15 protein-coding genes are annotated in these 14,855 nt (G+C 66.1%); 8 read left to right on the forward strand and 7 right to left on the reverse strand.

Translation table 11 applies throughout. From position 1 onward, the window contains the following. Positions 1–283: 283 nt before the first annotated feature. Complete coding sequence (locus ACQY8M_RS22810) at positions 284–1,351, reverse strand: FkbM family methyltransferase (RefSeq protein ID WP_428660107.1); 1,068 nt, start codon at positions 1,349–1,351, stop codon at positions 284–286. 7 nt (positions 1,352–1,358) lie between these two features. Beyond that, positions 1,359–2,396, reverse strand: a complete 1,038-nt coding sequence (locus ACQY8M_RS22815) for a cyclase family protein (RefSeq protein ID WP_428660110.1) — start codon at positions 2,394–2,396, stop codon at positions 1,359–1,361. Between the two features lie 212 nt (positions 2,397–2,608). On the opposite strand from ACQY8M_RS22815, the gene ACQY8M_RS22820 reads away from it, so the two are divergent. From ACQY8M_RS22820 to ACQY8M_RS22830, 3 genes are read left to right on the forward strand one after another with little or no spacing between them, the layout of a single operon-like run. Next, a complete protein-coding gene (locus tag ACQY8M_RS22820) occupies positions 2,609–3,301 on the forward strand; it encodes an ABC transporter permease (RefSeq protein ID WP_428660113.1) in 693 nt (230 codons plus the stop codon). Next, positions 3,298–3,957, forward strand: coding sequence for an ATP-binding cassette domain-containing protein (locus ACQY8M_RS22825; RefSeq protein ID WP_428660116.1), 660 nt, complete (start codon positions 3,298–3,300; stop codon positions 3,955–3,957). Before ACQY8M_RS22820 ends, ACQY8M_RS22825 begins: the two co-directional genes overlap by 4 nt. Next, complete coding sequence (locus ACQY8M_RS22830; protein ID WP_428660119.1) at positions 3,954–4,781, forward strand: substrate-binding domain-containing protein; 828 nt, start codon at positions 3,954–3,956, stop codon at positions 4,779–4,781. The genes ACQY8M_RS22825 and ACQY8M_RS22830 overlap by 4 nt, the downstream gene beginning before the upstream one ends. A 131-nt stretch (positions 4,782–4,912) precedes the next feature. Here ACQY8M_RS22830 and ACQY8M_RS22835 read toward each other — a convergent pair whose 3' ends face one another. Continuing rightward, entirely contained in the window at positions 4,913–5,326 is a 414-nt protein-coding gene (locus tag ACQY8M_RS22835) for a hypothetical protein (RefSeq protein ID WP_428660122.1), read from the reverse strand. Between the two features lie 66 nt (positions 5,327–5,392). Between ACQY8M_RS22835 and ACQY8M_RS22840 the strand changes: the two genes are divergently transcribed. Then, a complete protein-coding gene (locus tag ACQY8M_RS22840; protein WP_428660125.1) occupies positions 5,393–5,785 on the forward strand; it encodes a hypothetical protein in 393 nt (130 codons plus the stop codon). A gap of 45 nt (positions 5,786–5,830) precedes the next feature. Here ACQY8M_RS22840 and ACQY8M_RS22845 read toward each other — a convergent pair whose 3' ends face one another. The 3 genes from ACQY8M_RS22845 to ACQY8M_RS22855 are packed head-to-tail and all read right to left on the reverse strand — an operon-like array spanning position 5,831 to position 8,870. Further along, positions 5,831–6,808, reverse strand: a complete 978-nt coding sequence (locus tag ACQY8M_RS22845; protein WP_428660128.1) for a Bug family tripartite tricarboxylate transporter substrate binding protein — start codon at positions 6,806–6,808, stop codon at positions 5,831–5,833. Between the two features lie 57 nt (positions 6,809–6,865). Then, entirely contained in the window at positions 6,866–7,717 is an 852-nt protein-coding gene (locus ACQY8M_RS22850) for a phytanoyl-CoA dioxygenase family protein (RefSeq protein WP_428660130.1), read from the reverse strand. Between the two features lie 13 nt (positions 7,718–7,730). Beyond that, complete coding sequence (locus tag ACQY8M_RS22855) at positions 7,731–8,870, reverse strand: acyl-CoA dehydrogenase family protein (protein ID WP_428660133.1); 1,140 nt, start codon at positions 8,868–8,870, stop codon at positions 7,731–7,733. A gap of 98 nt (positions 8,871–8,968) precedes the next feature. On the opposite strand from ACQY8M_RS22855, the gene ACQY8M_RS22860 reads away from it, so the two are divergent. The 4 genes from ACQY8M_RS22860 (at position 8,969) to ACQY8M_RS22875 (ending at position 12,867) form a co-directional block, all read left to right on the forward strand. After that, complete coding sequence (locus tag ACQY8M_RS22860) at positions 8,969–10,189, forward strand: MFS transporter (protein ID WP_428660135.1); 1,221 nt, start codon at positions 8,969–8,971, stop codon at positions 10,187–10,189. A 394-nt stretch (positions 10,190–10,583) separates the two neighbouring features. Further along, positions 10,584–11,909 carry an IS110 family transposase gene (locus tag ACQY8M_RS22865; RefSeq protein WP_428660137.1) on the forward strand — a complete coding sequence of 442 codons (1,326 nt, stop codon included), beginning with the start codon at positions 10,584–10,586 and terminating at the stop codon, positions 11,907–11,909. A gap of 324 nt (positions 11,910–12,233) precedes the next feature. After that, complete coding sequence (locus ACQY8M_RS22870) at positions 12,234–12,689, forward strand: hypothetical protein (protein ID WP_428660140.1); 456 nt, start codon at positions 12,234–12,236, stop codon at positions 12,687–12,689. A gap of 4 nt (positions 12,690–12,693) precedes the next feature. Continuing rightward, positions 12,694–12,867 carry a DUF1328 domain-containing protein gene (locus tag ACQY8M_RS22875; protein ID WP_428660143.1) on the forward strand — a complete coding sequence of 58 codons (174 nt, stop codon included), beginning with the start codon at positions 12,694–12,696 and terminating at the stop codon, positions 12,865–12,867. Between the two features lie 56 nt (positions 12,868–12,923). On the opposite strand, the gene ACQY8M_RS22880 is transcribed toward ACQY8M_RS22875, so the two are convergent. Next, positions 12,924–14,807, reverse strand: a complete 1,884-nt coding sequence (locus ACQY8M_RS22880) for an ABC-F family ATP-binding cassette domain-containing protein (RefSeq protein WP_428660146.1) — start codon at positions 14,805–14,807, stop codon at positions 12,924–12,926. Positions 14,808–14,855 lie beyond the last annotated feature (48 nt).

Genomic DNA, 14,855 nt, shown 5'->3' on the forward strand with positions numbered 1-14,855 from the left:
CGCTTGCCGATCGTGCGATCGGCTTCGATCTGTTCACGACATTCCTGTCCCTGACCCCGGAAATTCCCCGTGGGTTGTCCCGGAGAGACATGTACTTTGATATACAACCAATGGATGTACAAGCGCGGACAGGTCAAATAGCGACGATTTGCGATCGCCTGCGGGTAGGCGTGCGCGACAGGCGTCCCCCCGCGAGGCGTCTCCCGAGAGGAGCAGGAAAGCGTCGTAGGCCGGAGCGTGCCCCGGAAACCCCGGGAAGTACTTCGCGGAGTTTCCGGGGGACTCAGCGGCGCGGGAACCTGAACGCGGCCCACGCGGCGGCCAGCCGTTCGCCCAGCGTGTAATCGCCCTCGCGGCGGTAGAAGGAAGGTGAATCGGCCTCGAAGCTCCGCATGTAGCTGCGATAGTCAAGCTTGCGCGTGCGATCAGGCTGGGCCGCGGCGGCGAGCAGGTCGAGGGCCTTGTCTATGTCGATGCTGTCCGCCACGTCCGCGCGGCGCGCGAGCAGCAGCTCGGCGGCCAAGTCGGGCACGCCCCACGCCTCATGGATCGCCGCGAGCTTGAGCAGCTTCGGCACGTCGAAGCCGGCGGCGTCGATGTCGCGGCCGTAGTAGGCCTCGCCCTGGAACGGCCGGCCGGTCAGCGTCTCGGCCGGGGTCGGCCAGACATAGCGGGCGGGCAGGGCGCGCGAGGAGTAGTTGCGCACGTCGAGCCGGAACAGCTCGTAGCCCTGCTTGCGCATGAAGCGGTCGGTGTTGTGGAAGGCGTGCTCGCTCGGAGCGTCGGAGCCGACGAAATTCACCTCGAGCTGCACGCCCAGCACGCCGGCGTGCTTCAGGCGGCCGTCGAGCGTCTGCAGCACCTCGAAGTCCGAGCCGTCGATGTCGATTTTGAGATAGTCGAACTCCGTCCAGCCGCGTGACGCCAGCAGCTCGGCCACCGCGACCGGCTTCGTGCTGTCGGCGAGTTCGGTCATTTCCCACGCATTGTGGCGCAGTTGCTCCTCAATCTCGGCCCTGGCCAGCCGCGCGGCGCGGATCTCGCGCGTGCGCATGAAGCTCAGCCGCTCGCGGATCGCCATGATCAGCGGCGAGGCCTGGCCGCGCACGAGGTCGACCGGCCGGCCGGCAACGCCGGCCACGAAAACCGGCACGTATTCGACGCCGGGCAGGGTCTCCGCCTTGGCGAGCCGCGCGCATTCGGCGCGGCTGGCATCGATGCCGATCGCCTGCAGCCGTTGCCCGAACGCCCGCCAGCGCGGATCGAGCCCGCCCGAGCAGCCGACATCGAGCAACCGGAACGGCGTTGTGCCGAGCGCGTCCGCGACCAGGGCCGTGAAAGCGCTGTCCATTCGGCTGCTAGACCGTCGCGACCGGCGTCGCGGGCGAGCCGACGGCGCCGGGCAGGCGCAGCGGCGGCGCGGTCAGCAGGAAGCGCGAGCGCTTCCTGTCGCGCAGCCACAATGCCAGGTCCTTGAGCCACCAGATCTCGCCGAGATTGAGGCCGAGCTTGAACAGGCAGTGATTGTGGATCGGCAGCGACGGATGCCCGGCATCGTCCGGCCCGGGCTTCGCCGGCACGGCCTCGACGCCGTAGTTGTCCGCGATCAGCGCCGAGATCTGGCTGTCGGTGATCCACTGCAGCAGCCGCTTGTCGCGCCCGTCGAGCACGCAGCACATCGCATGCGCGCGTGCCGGGTCGACCTTCTTGTCCATCTTCACGATCTCGTCGGTGAAGCCGGTGTAGAGCAACAGCATGTCGCCCGGCTCGACCACCACCTTGTCGGCATCGAGCACGCGCTTGAAGTCGTCGTAGCTCACATACTTGTGGTCGCGGCCGTAGTGCTTCTCGAGGTCGACCATCACGGCGCGGCCCTGGATCGCCTTGGCTGCCATGTTCTCGACGCCGAGCTTGTGGGCGTAGGAGAGATGGCCGCAGCCGTCGCGGCCGGCATCGGTCTGCGGGCCGACCACGTCGGAGCCGGCCTTGAATCCGTTGTAGTACAGCGCCTCGGGGACACCGTCGCCGTCGGCGTCGAACAGGCCGCCGACATGGGCGAGCGTGTCCCATTGGGTCGAGTATTGCAGCGTCAGGATCACGCGGTCGTCGCTTGCCACGTCCTGGAACAACGGGTTGAGCGTGTTGGTCAGGAAGTTGAAGCGCCAACCGTTCTCGTCGCCGGTCGGTGACAGCACGGGCGGCAGGCGGCGCGAATTCAGCACGTTGCCGCCGGGCAGGTCGAGCGGCAGGCTGAGGCAGAACGAGAGTCCTTCCTTCACCTCGGCGATGCCTTCCAGCACCTTCTTCGGCGTGATGAGATTCAAGCGGCCGAGCTGATCGTCGTCGCCCCAATCGCCCCACGTCGAACCCTCGGGACGATGCTTCCAGCGCTTCATGACGTTTCCCCTTTCGTGGCGGGGGGAGACTAGAACAAATTCGGCGAGGACGTAGTCAATTCTTGCCTTGCCGTGGTCATGCTCTTCCGGATCGCGAGCGTCTCGCTCGCTCATGCGCATGAGCGAGCGAGACGCTCGCGATCCGGAAGAGCATGACGAGTTCGGGCCAGCCAAATTGACCCTCAGCGCACCATCTGCAAGAAGTCGCGCCGATGCCCGACAATGTCTCCGCCCTCGACCTTGTCCTGACGGGCGATTCGGCGCTGTTCGCGATCGTGCAGCTTGCCCTGATCGTCAGCTTGTCGGCGGCCTTCGCTGCCGCCGCGATCGGCATTCCGCTGGGAGCCTGGATCGCGTTGTCGAGCTTTCGCGGCCGCGATGCGGTCATCGTGCTGCTGAATGCGATGATGGGTTTGCCGCCGGTGGTGGTCGGGCTTGTCGTCTATCTCGCGCTGTCGCGCTCCGGGCCGCTCGGCTCGTGGGGCATCCTGTTCACGCCGCAGGCGATGGTGATCGCACAGACCATCCTGGTGACGCCGATCGTCGCCGCCCTGTCGCGCCAGACGATCGAGGACCTGTGGCTCGAGTACCGCGACGAGCTCACCGCCCTGGAGGTCGGCCCGCTGCGCCGCGTTGCGACGCTGGTGTGGGACGCGCGTTTCAGCCTGATCACCGCGTTGCTGGCAGGCTTCGGGCGCGCAGCGGCGGAAGTCGGCGCGGTGATCATCGTCGGCGGCAATATCGAGGGCTTCACCCGCACCATGACCACCGCAATCGCGCTCGAGACCTCCAAGGGCAACCTGCCGTTGGCGATCGGGCTCGGCCTGGTGCTGATCGCGATCGTGGTGATCGTCAACGCGCTCGCCTGGGCCTTTCGCCGTGCCGCCGAACGGCTGGCGGGATGATCCGTTTCGAGGAGGTCACAGTCTCGATCGGCCCCGTGAACGTGCTGGATCGCCTGACGCTCGCCATCCTGCCAGGCGCGCCGACTGTGCTGATCGGGCCCAACGGTGCGGGCAAGACGACGGTGCTGCGCGCCGCCATGGGCCTGCTGCAGCCGACCTCGGGCCGGATCGTGTGGCAGGGCGAACCGCGGCGGGCGATCGTGTTCCAGCGCCCGACGATGTTGCGCCGCAGCGCCGCGGCGAACGTCCGCTACGCGTCGGTCGGCGCCGACCGCGCGCGCGAGCTGCTCGAGGTCGTGGGCCTGGCGCATGCCGCCGATCGTCCGGCGCGGCGGCTGTCGTCCGGCGAGCAGCAGCGGCTGGCGCTGGCCCGCGCCCTGGCGCGCGATCCGAAGGTCCTGTTCCTCGACGAGCCGACCGCCAGCCTCGATCCGGCCTCGACCAAGGCGATCGAGGACGTGATCCGCGCCGTCAGCGCGCGCGGCATCAAGGTGGTGATGTCGACCCACGATCTCGGCGAGGCGCGGCGGCTGGCGGGCGAGGTCGTTCTGCTGCATCGTGGCCGGGTCGTCGAAGCCGCCGCGGCGCCAACCTTCTTCGATGCACCGCGCACTACTGAGGCGCGCAAGTTCTTGGCAGGGGAGCTGCTCGTATGATGATCCGACGGTCGCTGATCGGCCTGCTCGCTACGCTCGCGCTCGGCGTGCCGGCGCTGGCCCAGGAAAAATCCATCATCGTCGCCTCGACGACCTCGACCCAGGACTCCGGCCTGTTCGGCCATCTGCTGCCGCTGTTCAAGGCGCGCACCGGCATCGACGTGAAGGTGGTAGCGCTCGGCACCGGCCAGGCGCTCGACACGGCGCGGCGCGGCGATGCCGACGTTGTCTTCGTGCATGCCAGGTCGGAGGAGGACAAGTTCCTCGCCGAGGGCTTCGGCGTGAAGCGCTATCCCGTGATGTACAACGACTTCGTCCTGGTCGGCCCGCGCACCGATCCGGCGGGCGTCGGCCAGTCAAAGGACATCCTCGCGGCGTTGCGGATGATCAAGGACAGGGAGCTGCCGTTCATCTCCCGCGGCGACCGCTCGGGCACGCATGTCGCCGAGGTCAAGCTCTGGAAAGAGGCCGGCATCGATATCGCCGACGCCCGGAGCAGCTGGTACAAATCGATCGGGCAGGGCATGGGCGCCGCGCTCAACACGGCCTCCGCGTCCTACGCTTACGTGCTCGCAGACCGCGGCACCTGGCTCTCATTCAAGAACAAGGGCGTGCTCGATATCGTCATGCAGGGCGACAAGCGTCTGTTCAACCAGTACGGCGTAATGCTTGTCAATCCAGCCAGGCACCCGCATGTGAAGAAGGATCTCGGTCAGCAGTTCATCGACTGGCTGGTGTCGGCCGAAGGGCAGGGCGATATCGCTGCCTACAGGATCAACGGCCAGCAGCTGTTCTTCCCCAACGCCGGTGATCCGAACGCATAGCCCGCTCGGCAAATCGTGGGCCTAGGAGTGGTCTTGCCCGTGGCGATTGATTGAAGAAACAGAAAAAAGGTCCCTCGCTGCGCGTGAGGGCAACGATGGTGTCGTTCCTGCGCAGCGAGCGACCTTTCATTTCAAGTCTTTTCGTTCGGATCCTTGTCCGGGACGGTGGGCAGCGCACGGTCGCCATCCTTGATCGGTGCAGCCTGGACGAAGGACACCGGATCGCTGCCGGGGAAGCTGTCGTTGAGCGCCTTGTCGAGCTTGCCGTCGACGGACGTTGGAGCTTTGGCCGCCGGTTCCGGTCGTTTGGCCTTGAGTTTCTCGGCCACGACTTCCTGCTCGAGCAACTTGAGGTCGGCCTCGGCCAAAGAGCCCGCTCCGTCCGAATTGGCTGCTTTCTTGGCGCCGAGCAGTTTCTCGTTCAGATCGTTCAACTTGGCACGTGCATGCTTGTTCGCGGGCATCTGGGTCCCTCCGCCATTTGGATGATCGTCTCGCTGCAACGGGTGGGAGCTGCTGTCGGTTGCGAGGAAATGCGCCGCCACCTTTAGGCCCGAACCGACGTTGGAGGCGAAGGAATGTTCTTTCGGTCACCAACCATGGAGCCCCTCATGAAGCACCCGATTGCCCTTGCCATCCTAGCCATCGCGGCTGGAGTTGCCGTTACGCCGGTCATCATCACTTCTGCCGAGGCGCAGGTTCCGCCGCGCGGTGGTGCGTGGGGCGATCGGGACCGCGACGGCGTTCCCAACGTAGTCGACCCGCAGAACAACAATCGCCCGCGAGCCTGGGGCGACAAAGACCACGACGGCGTGCCGAATCCGTACGACCGCACGACAACCGCCAGCAAGCATGGGACAAGGACCGCGACGGCGTGCCGAATCGTTACGACCGCTTCGACAATCGCCAGCTGCAGGACAGGGATCATGACGGCGTTCCCCGCGCCGTCGACCGGAACGACAGGAATCCTTACCGCTAGCACCGAGCGGTCCCCAAAAGCATGAATGAGCAAGGCCGTGCGGCGGATGCTTTCCGCCTCACGGCCCTTCTTATTCCACGCTGACCTTGGCGAGCGCGGCGACGTCCTTCCAGGTCGCGATATCCTTCTTGAGGAAGGCCGCGAACTCCGCCTGCGTGCTGCCGACGGGCGACATGGCCTGCTTGCTGAGCAGGTCCTTGATCTCGGGATTGGCCAGCGCCTTCACGATCTCGACGTTGAGCTTGTCGACGATGTCCTGCGGGGTGCGCGCCGGCACGAAGATACCGTGCCATGCCACCGCCTCGACATCGGGATAGCCGCTCTCGGCCATGGTGGGGACGGTCGGCGTCACCGGCGAGCGCTTCGGGCTCGAGACAGCGATCGCGCGCAAGGTGCCCGCATTGATGTGCGGCAGCACGCTGACCGGATCGCCGAACACCATCGTCACCTGTCCGGAGACGCAATCGGCGACCGCGAGCGCGGTGCCGCGATAGGGGATGTGGGTCATCCTCACGCCAGCCTTGGCGCAGAACAGCTCGCTCATCAGGTGATTGGCGGCGCCGACGCCCGTGGTGCCGTAGTTGAAGGCACCGGCCTGCGCCTTGGCGAGCGCCACGAAGTCCTTGAGCGTCGTGACGCCGAGCTTGGGATTGATCACCAGCACGTACGGATAGGAGTTGGTCATGGTGACCGGCGTCAGCTCCTTCGCCGGATCGTACGGCAGGCTCTTGTAGACGACCGGATTGATCGAGATCGGACCGGACTGGCCGAGCAGCAGCGTGTAGCCGTCAGGGCTGGACTTCGCGACCAGGTCGGTCCCGACGATCGAGCCGGCGCCGCCCTTGTTCTCGACCACGATCGACTGGCCCATGCTGTCGCCCGCGAGCTTGGCGATGATGCGCGCGACCGCGTCGGCGCCGCCGCCGGGCGCGTAGGGGACGATCAGGCGGATCGGGCGGGTAGGGTAGTCGGCGGCGCGGGCGTTGCGGGCGGCAAACGGTGCAGCCAGCGCGGCGAGCAAGGCGGTGCGTCTGCGGATCGATGTCATCTGTTTCCCCTCCCCATCTTTCTCCTCTCCTCCCAGCGGGGAGAGGAACATGAATCTCTACGCTACAGCGAACGCTTCCTCGTGTCGGCGAACCTGCTCGCGATAGTTTTCAGCGTAGGCGCTGTAGACACGGTCGTGCGTCGCGAGCTCCGTCTCGCCCAGTTCGTTCACCGGCGGCTCGTAGAGTTCGAAATGTCCGTACCGATCGGTGCCGCGCACCAACAGCGCCGGCATCCGGCGTGTGCCGGTCGTCTTCACGTGCGCCGGGATGTAGTTGATGCCGAGCCCGACCCGGCGCTGCGGCGTGTTGTTCGGTGCCGAGCGGTGGACGCAAAGCGTGTGATGCAGCGAGAACTGGCCGGCCTTCAGCGGCATCGCGCGCACGTCCGATTCGTCGAGCGGTTCGGTGATCGTCTGACCGGTGCGGTTGATGCTGTTGGCGAGCTTCTTCGGGACGTGCCGCATCTGGCGCGGCCTGCCGTGCGCCGACAGCACTTCGATGCAGCCGGCATCCTGGCTGGCGTCGGTCAGCGCGACCCAGGCCGTCACCTGCTCGTAGGGGTCGAGGCCGAAGTAGGTCGAGTCCTGATGCCAGGCGGCGAAGGTCGGCGACGCAGCTTCCTTGATGAAGAAGGTGCTGGTCCACACCAGGATGTCCGGACCGATCAGGTCCTCGACCACGTCGAGGATGCGCGGATTGCGGGCGAGATCGGCATAGAAGGGCAGGCACGCATGGGTGAGCGACCGCCAATGCATGTCGGCCTTCGGCACCGGACTGCCGAGCCATTGCTCGTAGCGCCCGAGCCCGGCCAGGCACGAGGCCGTTTCGTCGGCGGTTAGGGCAGTGAAGGGCGACAGGAATCCGTCGTGACGATAGGATTCCACCTGCTCACGCGTCAGCGCCTTCATATGTTTCCTCCTCTTACCGTCCTGCCGCCAGCTCGCGCGAGATCAGGATCTTCTGCACTTCGTTGGTGCCGTCATAGATCTGGAAGACCCGCGCGTCGCGGTAAAATTTTTCGACCGGGAAGTCGGCGACATAGCCGTAGCCGCCGTGGATCTGGATCGCGGCCGAGCAGACACGCTCGCTCATCTGCGAGGCGAACAGCTTGGCCATCGACGCTTCCTTCACACAGCGTACGCCCGCCATCTTGAGCCGCGCCACGTGATGGCACATCTGGCGCGCGACCTCGATCTCGGTCGCCATCTCGGCAAGACGGAAGGCGATCGCCTGGTGCTCGATGATCGGCTTGCCGAAAGCCTCGCGCTCGCGCGCGTAGGCGAGTGCCGCGTCGTGTGCCGCCCGTGCCACACCGATCGCCTGCGCCGCCGCCGCGACCCGTGTGCTGTCCATTGCGGCGAGCGCGATGCGCAGCCCGTCGCCGGGCTGGCCGAGCCGGTCCGCCGCCGGCACCTCGAGGTCTTCGAGCGCGATCTGGCAGGTATCGTTGCTGCGATGCCCCAGCTTGGTCTCGAGCCGCACGACGCGATAGCCCGGCCGGTCGGTGCGGGTCAGGAAGGCGGAGAGGCCGCGCTTGCCCGCGTCGGGTTCGGTGACCGCGAAGATCACCGCATACTCCGCCGAGCGCCCGGAGGTGATGAAGCACTTGGCACCGTTCAACACGTATGTGTCGCCATGGCGCACGGCGCGGGTTCGCATCGCCGCCGCGTCGGAGCCGGCATGCGGCTCGGTCATCAACAGACAGCCCAATGCCTTGCCGCCCGCGACCGGACGCAGGAAGCGCTCCTTCTGGTCAGGCGTCCCTGAATCCCGGACCTTGGCGCCGAACGAGTTGGCGGCATTGACCATGTTGCAGATGCCGGCATCGCCGTACGCGAGTTCCTCGGTCATCAGCATGTAGGCGAGGAAATCGGCGCCGGCGCCATCGAAGTCGGTAGGCGCACAGACACCGAACAGGCCGAGTGCGCCGAGCTTCAGAACGGTGTCCAGCGGCACTGTTTCCTCGCGGTCCCATGCAGGCGCAAACGGGATCACTTCGCGCTGCACAAATGCGCGTGTCATGTCCCGCAGGGCGATCTGCTCAGGTGTGAATCCGCTCATGGCGTAAGCATACACCGGGCGTGCATGGCTCTTGTGGCGCATTTGCACGCCGTTCGACCTGCGGTTGGTCTAGGATGCCATGCGTCGGAGAGGAATTAATGCCAGCAACAGCAAGTGTTCGGGTCGGGCGCGATGCCCGGGTGATGGCCCTGATCGGCGTGGCCCACGGCTCCAGCCATTATTACCAGCTCGCCTTCGTCACCATGCTGCTGATCGTCCGCGATCGCATCGGCCTGAGCTTCGAGCAGGTCGGCTTTCTCGGCGCCCTGTTCTACGCCGTATCGGGCTTTGGCCAGACCGCGGCGGGCTTTGCCGTCGATCGCTTCGGCGCGCGGCCTATCCTGGCCGGCGGCCTGCTGGCGCTGGGCGTCTCGCTGGGGTTGTTCTCAGTCGTGCATTCCTTCGCAGGCTTTGCGGCCATCGCGGTGTTGGGTGGTCTCGGCAATTCCGTGTTTCATCCCGCCGATTTCGCGCTGCTCAATGCCTCGATCGACCAGAAGCGCCTGGGACGCGCCTTCAGCATCCATGGTCTCGGCGGCTCGCTGGGCTGGGCGGCGGGGCCGGCGATGTACTTTCTCGACGGCGCTGTCGGCCCGGTGAATACCGCGCTGCTCGGCGCCATTCCCGGCCTCGTGCTGTCGGTGCTGGTTTGGGGACATCGCGACTCGCTGATCGACCATCGCGTCAAGGCGCGCGCGGCAGCGGCGGGCGGCCCCTCGCCATGGTCGCTGTTCATGCAGCCGACGATCCTGCTCTGTCTCGTCTTCTTTGCATTGGTCGCGGCGAACACCGTCGGCATCCAGCAGTTCGCCGTGCCGGCCTTCCAGTCGATGTTCGGCGTGACCCAGGGCTACGCGGCGTTCTGCCTGATCGTGTTCGTGGTCGGCTCGGCGAGCGGCATGCTGCTCGGCGGCTATTTCGCCGATCGCATGAGCCATCATGAGAGGGTGGCGGCGATCGGTCTGGTCGGGGCGGCGGCCTTCACGGTTCCGATCGCGATGCTCTCGGTGACACCGGCGCTCCTGCCGTTCCTGCTGTTCGGTGCCGGCTTCGCGGGCGGCACGACCAATCCGTCGCGCGACATGATCGTGCGCCAGGCGACGCCGCCGGGCGCTTCGGGCAAGGTCTATGGCTTCGTCTATTCGGGCCTCGATATCGGCTCGTTCCTGGCACCGCTGGTGTTCGGCCAGGCGATGAACCTCGGCCATCCGGCGACGATGTTCTGGATCGCGATCGGGCTCTATTTGGCGAACGCGACGCTGGTCACCGTGATCCGCCAGGCCTCCGGCACGCGCTCAGTGCCGGCTGCGGCGGAGTAGCTCTCGCTGTCGTCCTGAGCGCAGCGAAGACCTAGCCGAACGACCACCGCGTCTGTTGCCGGCGCGAGGTCCTTCGCTGCGCTCAGAGTTTGTGAATTTATTGGCCAGCGGTGAAATGACCGGTCTGGCAACCCTCCCGCCTCATCCTGAGCCGTCAGCGCCAGTTGGCGCTGCGCACGGACCATGAACTGGCTATCGTGTGGTGCGGAGTCTTGTTGGGAGCAGAATAGCCGACAATCCTTTGGTGTGCTGTACCCGATCCTGAGGTTGGCACCGATCGCGGACTGTTGCGCATTTTGGCGAGCCTTGAGCTTCCCGTTGGAGAGGTTTGTAACTTTAGACGCGATCGGGCTTTCGACGAGGCTCCGCACCTGTAACGGACGTGGAGGAGGGAATGATCGCGTTGCCTGTGCTTGATCCTCGCGCGGCGTTTGTCGATGTCGGCAGCGAGAAGATGCATGTTTCGATCGGCGGGGGTCCGCCTCGGGTGTTCGGCACGGTGACCTCGCAGCTGGAGGCGCTGCGCGACTATCTGGTCGAGCACCAGGTCCGCTCGGTGGCGATGGAAGCGACCGGCGTGTACTGGTTGCCGCTCTACAGCGTCCTGGAGGCCGCCGGGCTCGATGTCCGGATGGTCGATGGTCGTCAGACGCGCCATCTTCCGGGCCGCAAGAGCGACATGCACGACAGCCAGTGGGGCTCGACCCTGCACGCCCATGGCTTGCTGCGGGCGGGGTTCGTTCCGCCGGCGCATGTTCGTCGTCTGCAGGACTATCTGCGTCTGCGTGGGGAGCATATCGCGGCAGCGGGCGGGCATGTGCAGCACATGCAGAAGGCGCTGGAGCGGATGAATATCAAGCTGCACGACGTGATCAGCTCGCTGACGGGTGTGAGCGGTCTTGCGGTGGTGCGCGCCATCCTTGCCGGCGAGCGCGATGCCGAGGCGCTGCTGGGGCTGTGCAACGTGCGGATCCGCAAGGCCAAGGCCGAGCGGGTCGTGCAATCGTTGCGCGGCAAGTGGGCCGACGAGCATCTGTTTGCGCTCGGGCAGGCGGTTGCGAGCTGGGACCATTACCAGGCGCAAATCGCCGACTGCGACCGCAGGATCGAGGCCGTCCTGGCGCAGATGCCGGGGGGCGAGGGGCCGCCGGACGCGGTGGAAAAGCCGGCGAAGCGGACCCGGCCCGGGGTGAATGCGCCGGACATTCCCAACCTGCGCGACCTGCTCCGGCACATGTGCGCCGGCAAGGACCCGACCACGCTGCCTGCCCACACCGAATATACGGTCCTGCAGCTTATCGGGGAGGTCGGCACGGATCTGACCAAGTGGCCGACCGACAGGCACTTCTCGTCATGGACCGGGCTGGCGCCGGGCAGCGCCCAGAGCGGCAAGCGCAGAAGCACGGTCAAGCGCCGCCGCAACCGCGCCGGGCAGATCTTCTGCGTAATGGCCCGCGCCCTGGCACGCAGCAAGGATATCGCCCTCGGCGGCTTCTACCGACGCATGGCGGCGCGTCGCGGCGGCCTGGTCGCCAACAAGGCCCTGGCGAACAAGCTCGCCCGCCTCTTCTGGCGCGTCATGGTCCACGGCATGGACTACGTCGAAAAGGGGCTCGCACACTATGAGGCACAGGTCCTCGACACCAGGCAAAGCCTCCTCCGCAAGCTCGCCAAACAGTTCGGCCAGAAACTCGTCCCTATCCAGGCCAGTCCCCCCTGACCCCAATCCCCAGCCGGTTTTTAACACCGAAACCCATGAGTTCATGGAGAGGAGCGCAGCGTCTCGAAGGATGGCGACGCGAAGGACGCGCGGAAAGTGCTGCGATCTCGGCATTTTATCGAGGTTTTACGCGTTGCCACCCTTCGAGACGCTCCGCTGCGCTGCGCTCCTCAGGGTGAGGTAAGTGGGTGGCGAGATCGTCATTGAGTCGCGACGTCGAATTTTTCACAAGCTCTCGGGACGACGATCAAAGTACCTCGTGTGCAGCCTTTGCAACGCATTTCTCGTCGGGACGTTGACTTCGAAAGGGAAGGGCGTCCTGCGATGGCCGAACAAAGAACCTTGCCTCTCGGCGCCGCGGCGATCGGGCTCGTCGCGCTGCTCTCGAGCGGACAACCTGCCGCGGCGGCAGAAAGTTGCATGGAGCAGGTTCGTGCTCTCGCTAGTCAGCACAGTATGAAAACCAACCCGCCGACCGCCGCTCCGGGCGGCAAGGGGGATGTCAGGACACAGGATCTCGCCAGGTCCGGCGGTGTCATCGCACCTCCCCCGGTGCAGGACAAATCGATCATTACCCCCGCACCGGACAAGCACTATCCGATGCCGACGGTTCCCGACGTAACCTCCCGGAAGCAGCAGGACGGGCCGCAAGCCGAGCTCTCAGGCCTGCAGGCGGCTTTGGTTGCGGCGCGGGCGCAGGCCGAGCGCGGAGACGAGAAGGGATGCCAGGAGGCGTTAGCGCGCGCCCGGACCCTCGCCGAGCGCGCGAAAGGAGGCTGACGACATGCTGAAATGGGCGCTCATCTTCTTCCTGATCTCGCTCGTTGCGGGGTTCTTCGGCTTCACGAACGTGGCCGCCGGTACGCGAACGATCGCCAAGATCCTGTTCTTCATCGCGATAACGATCTTCGTTGTCTTCCTTGTGCTGGCGTTCGCCGCCGGAAGTCTTGTGATCTGACCGCCCGGCCACGCGTGCCGGCCCCATCGTCTTTGGACGGCGCGCATTCCTGCGCGCTAAGCCGCCTCGAGGGCCTCCTGCGCGGTGAGCCATTGGTGCTCGGCGTGGGCGAGCTCACGTTCGAGGCGAACCTTTTCCTTCTGGAGGTCGGCGGCGACCCCCGGCGGGCCTGACCAGGTTGCCGGATCGGCGAGCCTGGCTTCGAGGACGGCACGCTCCTTCGTCAATTTGGCAATCGCCTTCTCGGCCTCTTCCAGCGCGCGTTTCAGCGGGCCGCGCTTGGGCTTTTCGAGGGCAACGGGAGCAGGGGCCTGCGCTGCCGCCTTCTGCTTCTTGTCCTTCTTGCCCTTGCCTTCCTTGGCCGGGCGGTTGCTGCGCTCGCGCAGGAGCTTGGCCTGGTATTCGTCGATGTCGCCCTCGAACGGCTTCACCGTGCCGCCGGCGACCAGCCAGAGCTGGTCGGCAACCATCTTCACCAGATGCGTGTCGTGGCTCACCAGCACGACGGCACCCTCGAAGTCGTTGATCGCCTCGATCAGCGACTCGCGCGCATCCATGTCGAGATGGTTGGTCGGCTCGTCGAGCAGCAGCATGTGCGGTGCGGTGCGGGTGGCGAGCGCGAGCAGCAGGCGCGTCTTCTCGCCGCCCGACATCACGCCGACCTTGAGGTTGGCGCGGTCGCGCGAGAAGCCGAAGCGGCCGAGCTGGGCGCGCACCTTGGGCTCGGGCGTGCCTGCCCCGAGCGCGAGGGCCATGTGGTCGAACGGCGTCGCCTCGAAATCGAGGCTCTCTTCCTGGTCCTGCGAGAAGTAGCCGACCCTGAGCTTCGGCGTCTTCTTCACCTTGCCCTCACGCGGCTCGAGCCGCTGCGAGATCAGGCGGATGAAGGTCGACTTGCCGTTGCCGTTCTGGCCGAGCAGCGCGATGCGGTCTTCCATGTCGATGCGCAGGTCGAGGCCGCGCAGCACCAGCGGGCCGTTCGGATAACCGACCGAAACCTGGTCGAGCGTCTCGATCGGCGAGGCCAGCAGGTCGGGCGAGGGGAAGTTGAAGTTGATCTTCTCGTCGATCGGCACCGAAGCCACCGGCCCGAGCTTCTCGATCATCTTCATGCGCGACTGGGCCTGTCGCGCCTTGCTCGCCTTCGCCTTGAAGCGGTCGACGAAGGCCTGCATGTGCTTGCGCTGCGCGGCGATCCGCGCTTGCTGGGCAGCGTCATTGGCCATCCGCTCGGCTCGGGTCCGCTCGAAGAAGTCGTAGTTGCCGGTATAGGCGACCAGCTTCTCGTTCTCGATGTGGACGATGTGGTCGCACACGTCGTTCAGCAGGTCGCGATCGTGGCTGACCATCAGCAGCGTGTTGCGGAACTTCTGCAGATGGTCGGTCAGCCAGAGCATCGCCTCGAGGTCGAGATGGTTCGACGGCTCGTCGAGGATCAAAAGGTCGGGATCGCTGAACAGCGTGCCGGCCAGCGCCACGCGCATGCGCCAGCCGCCGGAGAATTCGCCGCACGGCCGGGCCTGCTTGTCGTTGTCGAAGCCCAGGCCGTTCAGGATCGAGGCGGCGCGGGACGGGGCGGAGGCAGCGTTGATCTCGTCGAGCCGCATGTGGATCTCGGCCAGCCGCAAGCCGTCCTGCGAGGTCTCGGCCTCGGCCAGCAACGCGGTGCGCTCGACGTCGGCGGCCAGCACGGCGTCGAGCACGCTGATATCGCCGCCCGGCGGGTCCTGCGGCACCGAGCCGATCTTGGTGCGGCCCATCAGGTTGATGGTGCCGGAATCGGCCTCGAGCTGGCCCTGGATCAGCTTCAGGAGCGTGGATTTGCCCGCGCCGTTGCGGCCGACGAGCCCGACCTTCCAGCCATCGGAGAAGGCCGTGCCGGCGCGGTCGAACAGGACGCGCTCGCCGTGGCGAAAGGAGAGGTCGGTGATGTGAAGCATGGGGCGGCGGCGTGTACCATGCGGAATGGACAAAAACCAAGGCGAATG

It is taken from the genome of Reyranella sp., assembly GCF_965279465.1.
Classification (GTDB): Bacteria; Pseudomonadota; Alphaproteobacteria; order Reyranellales; family Reyranellaceae; genus Reyranella.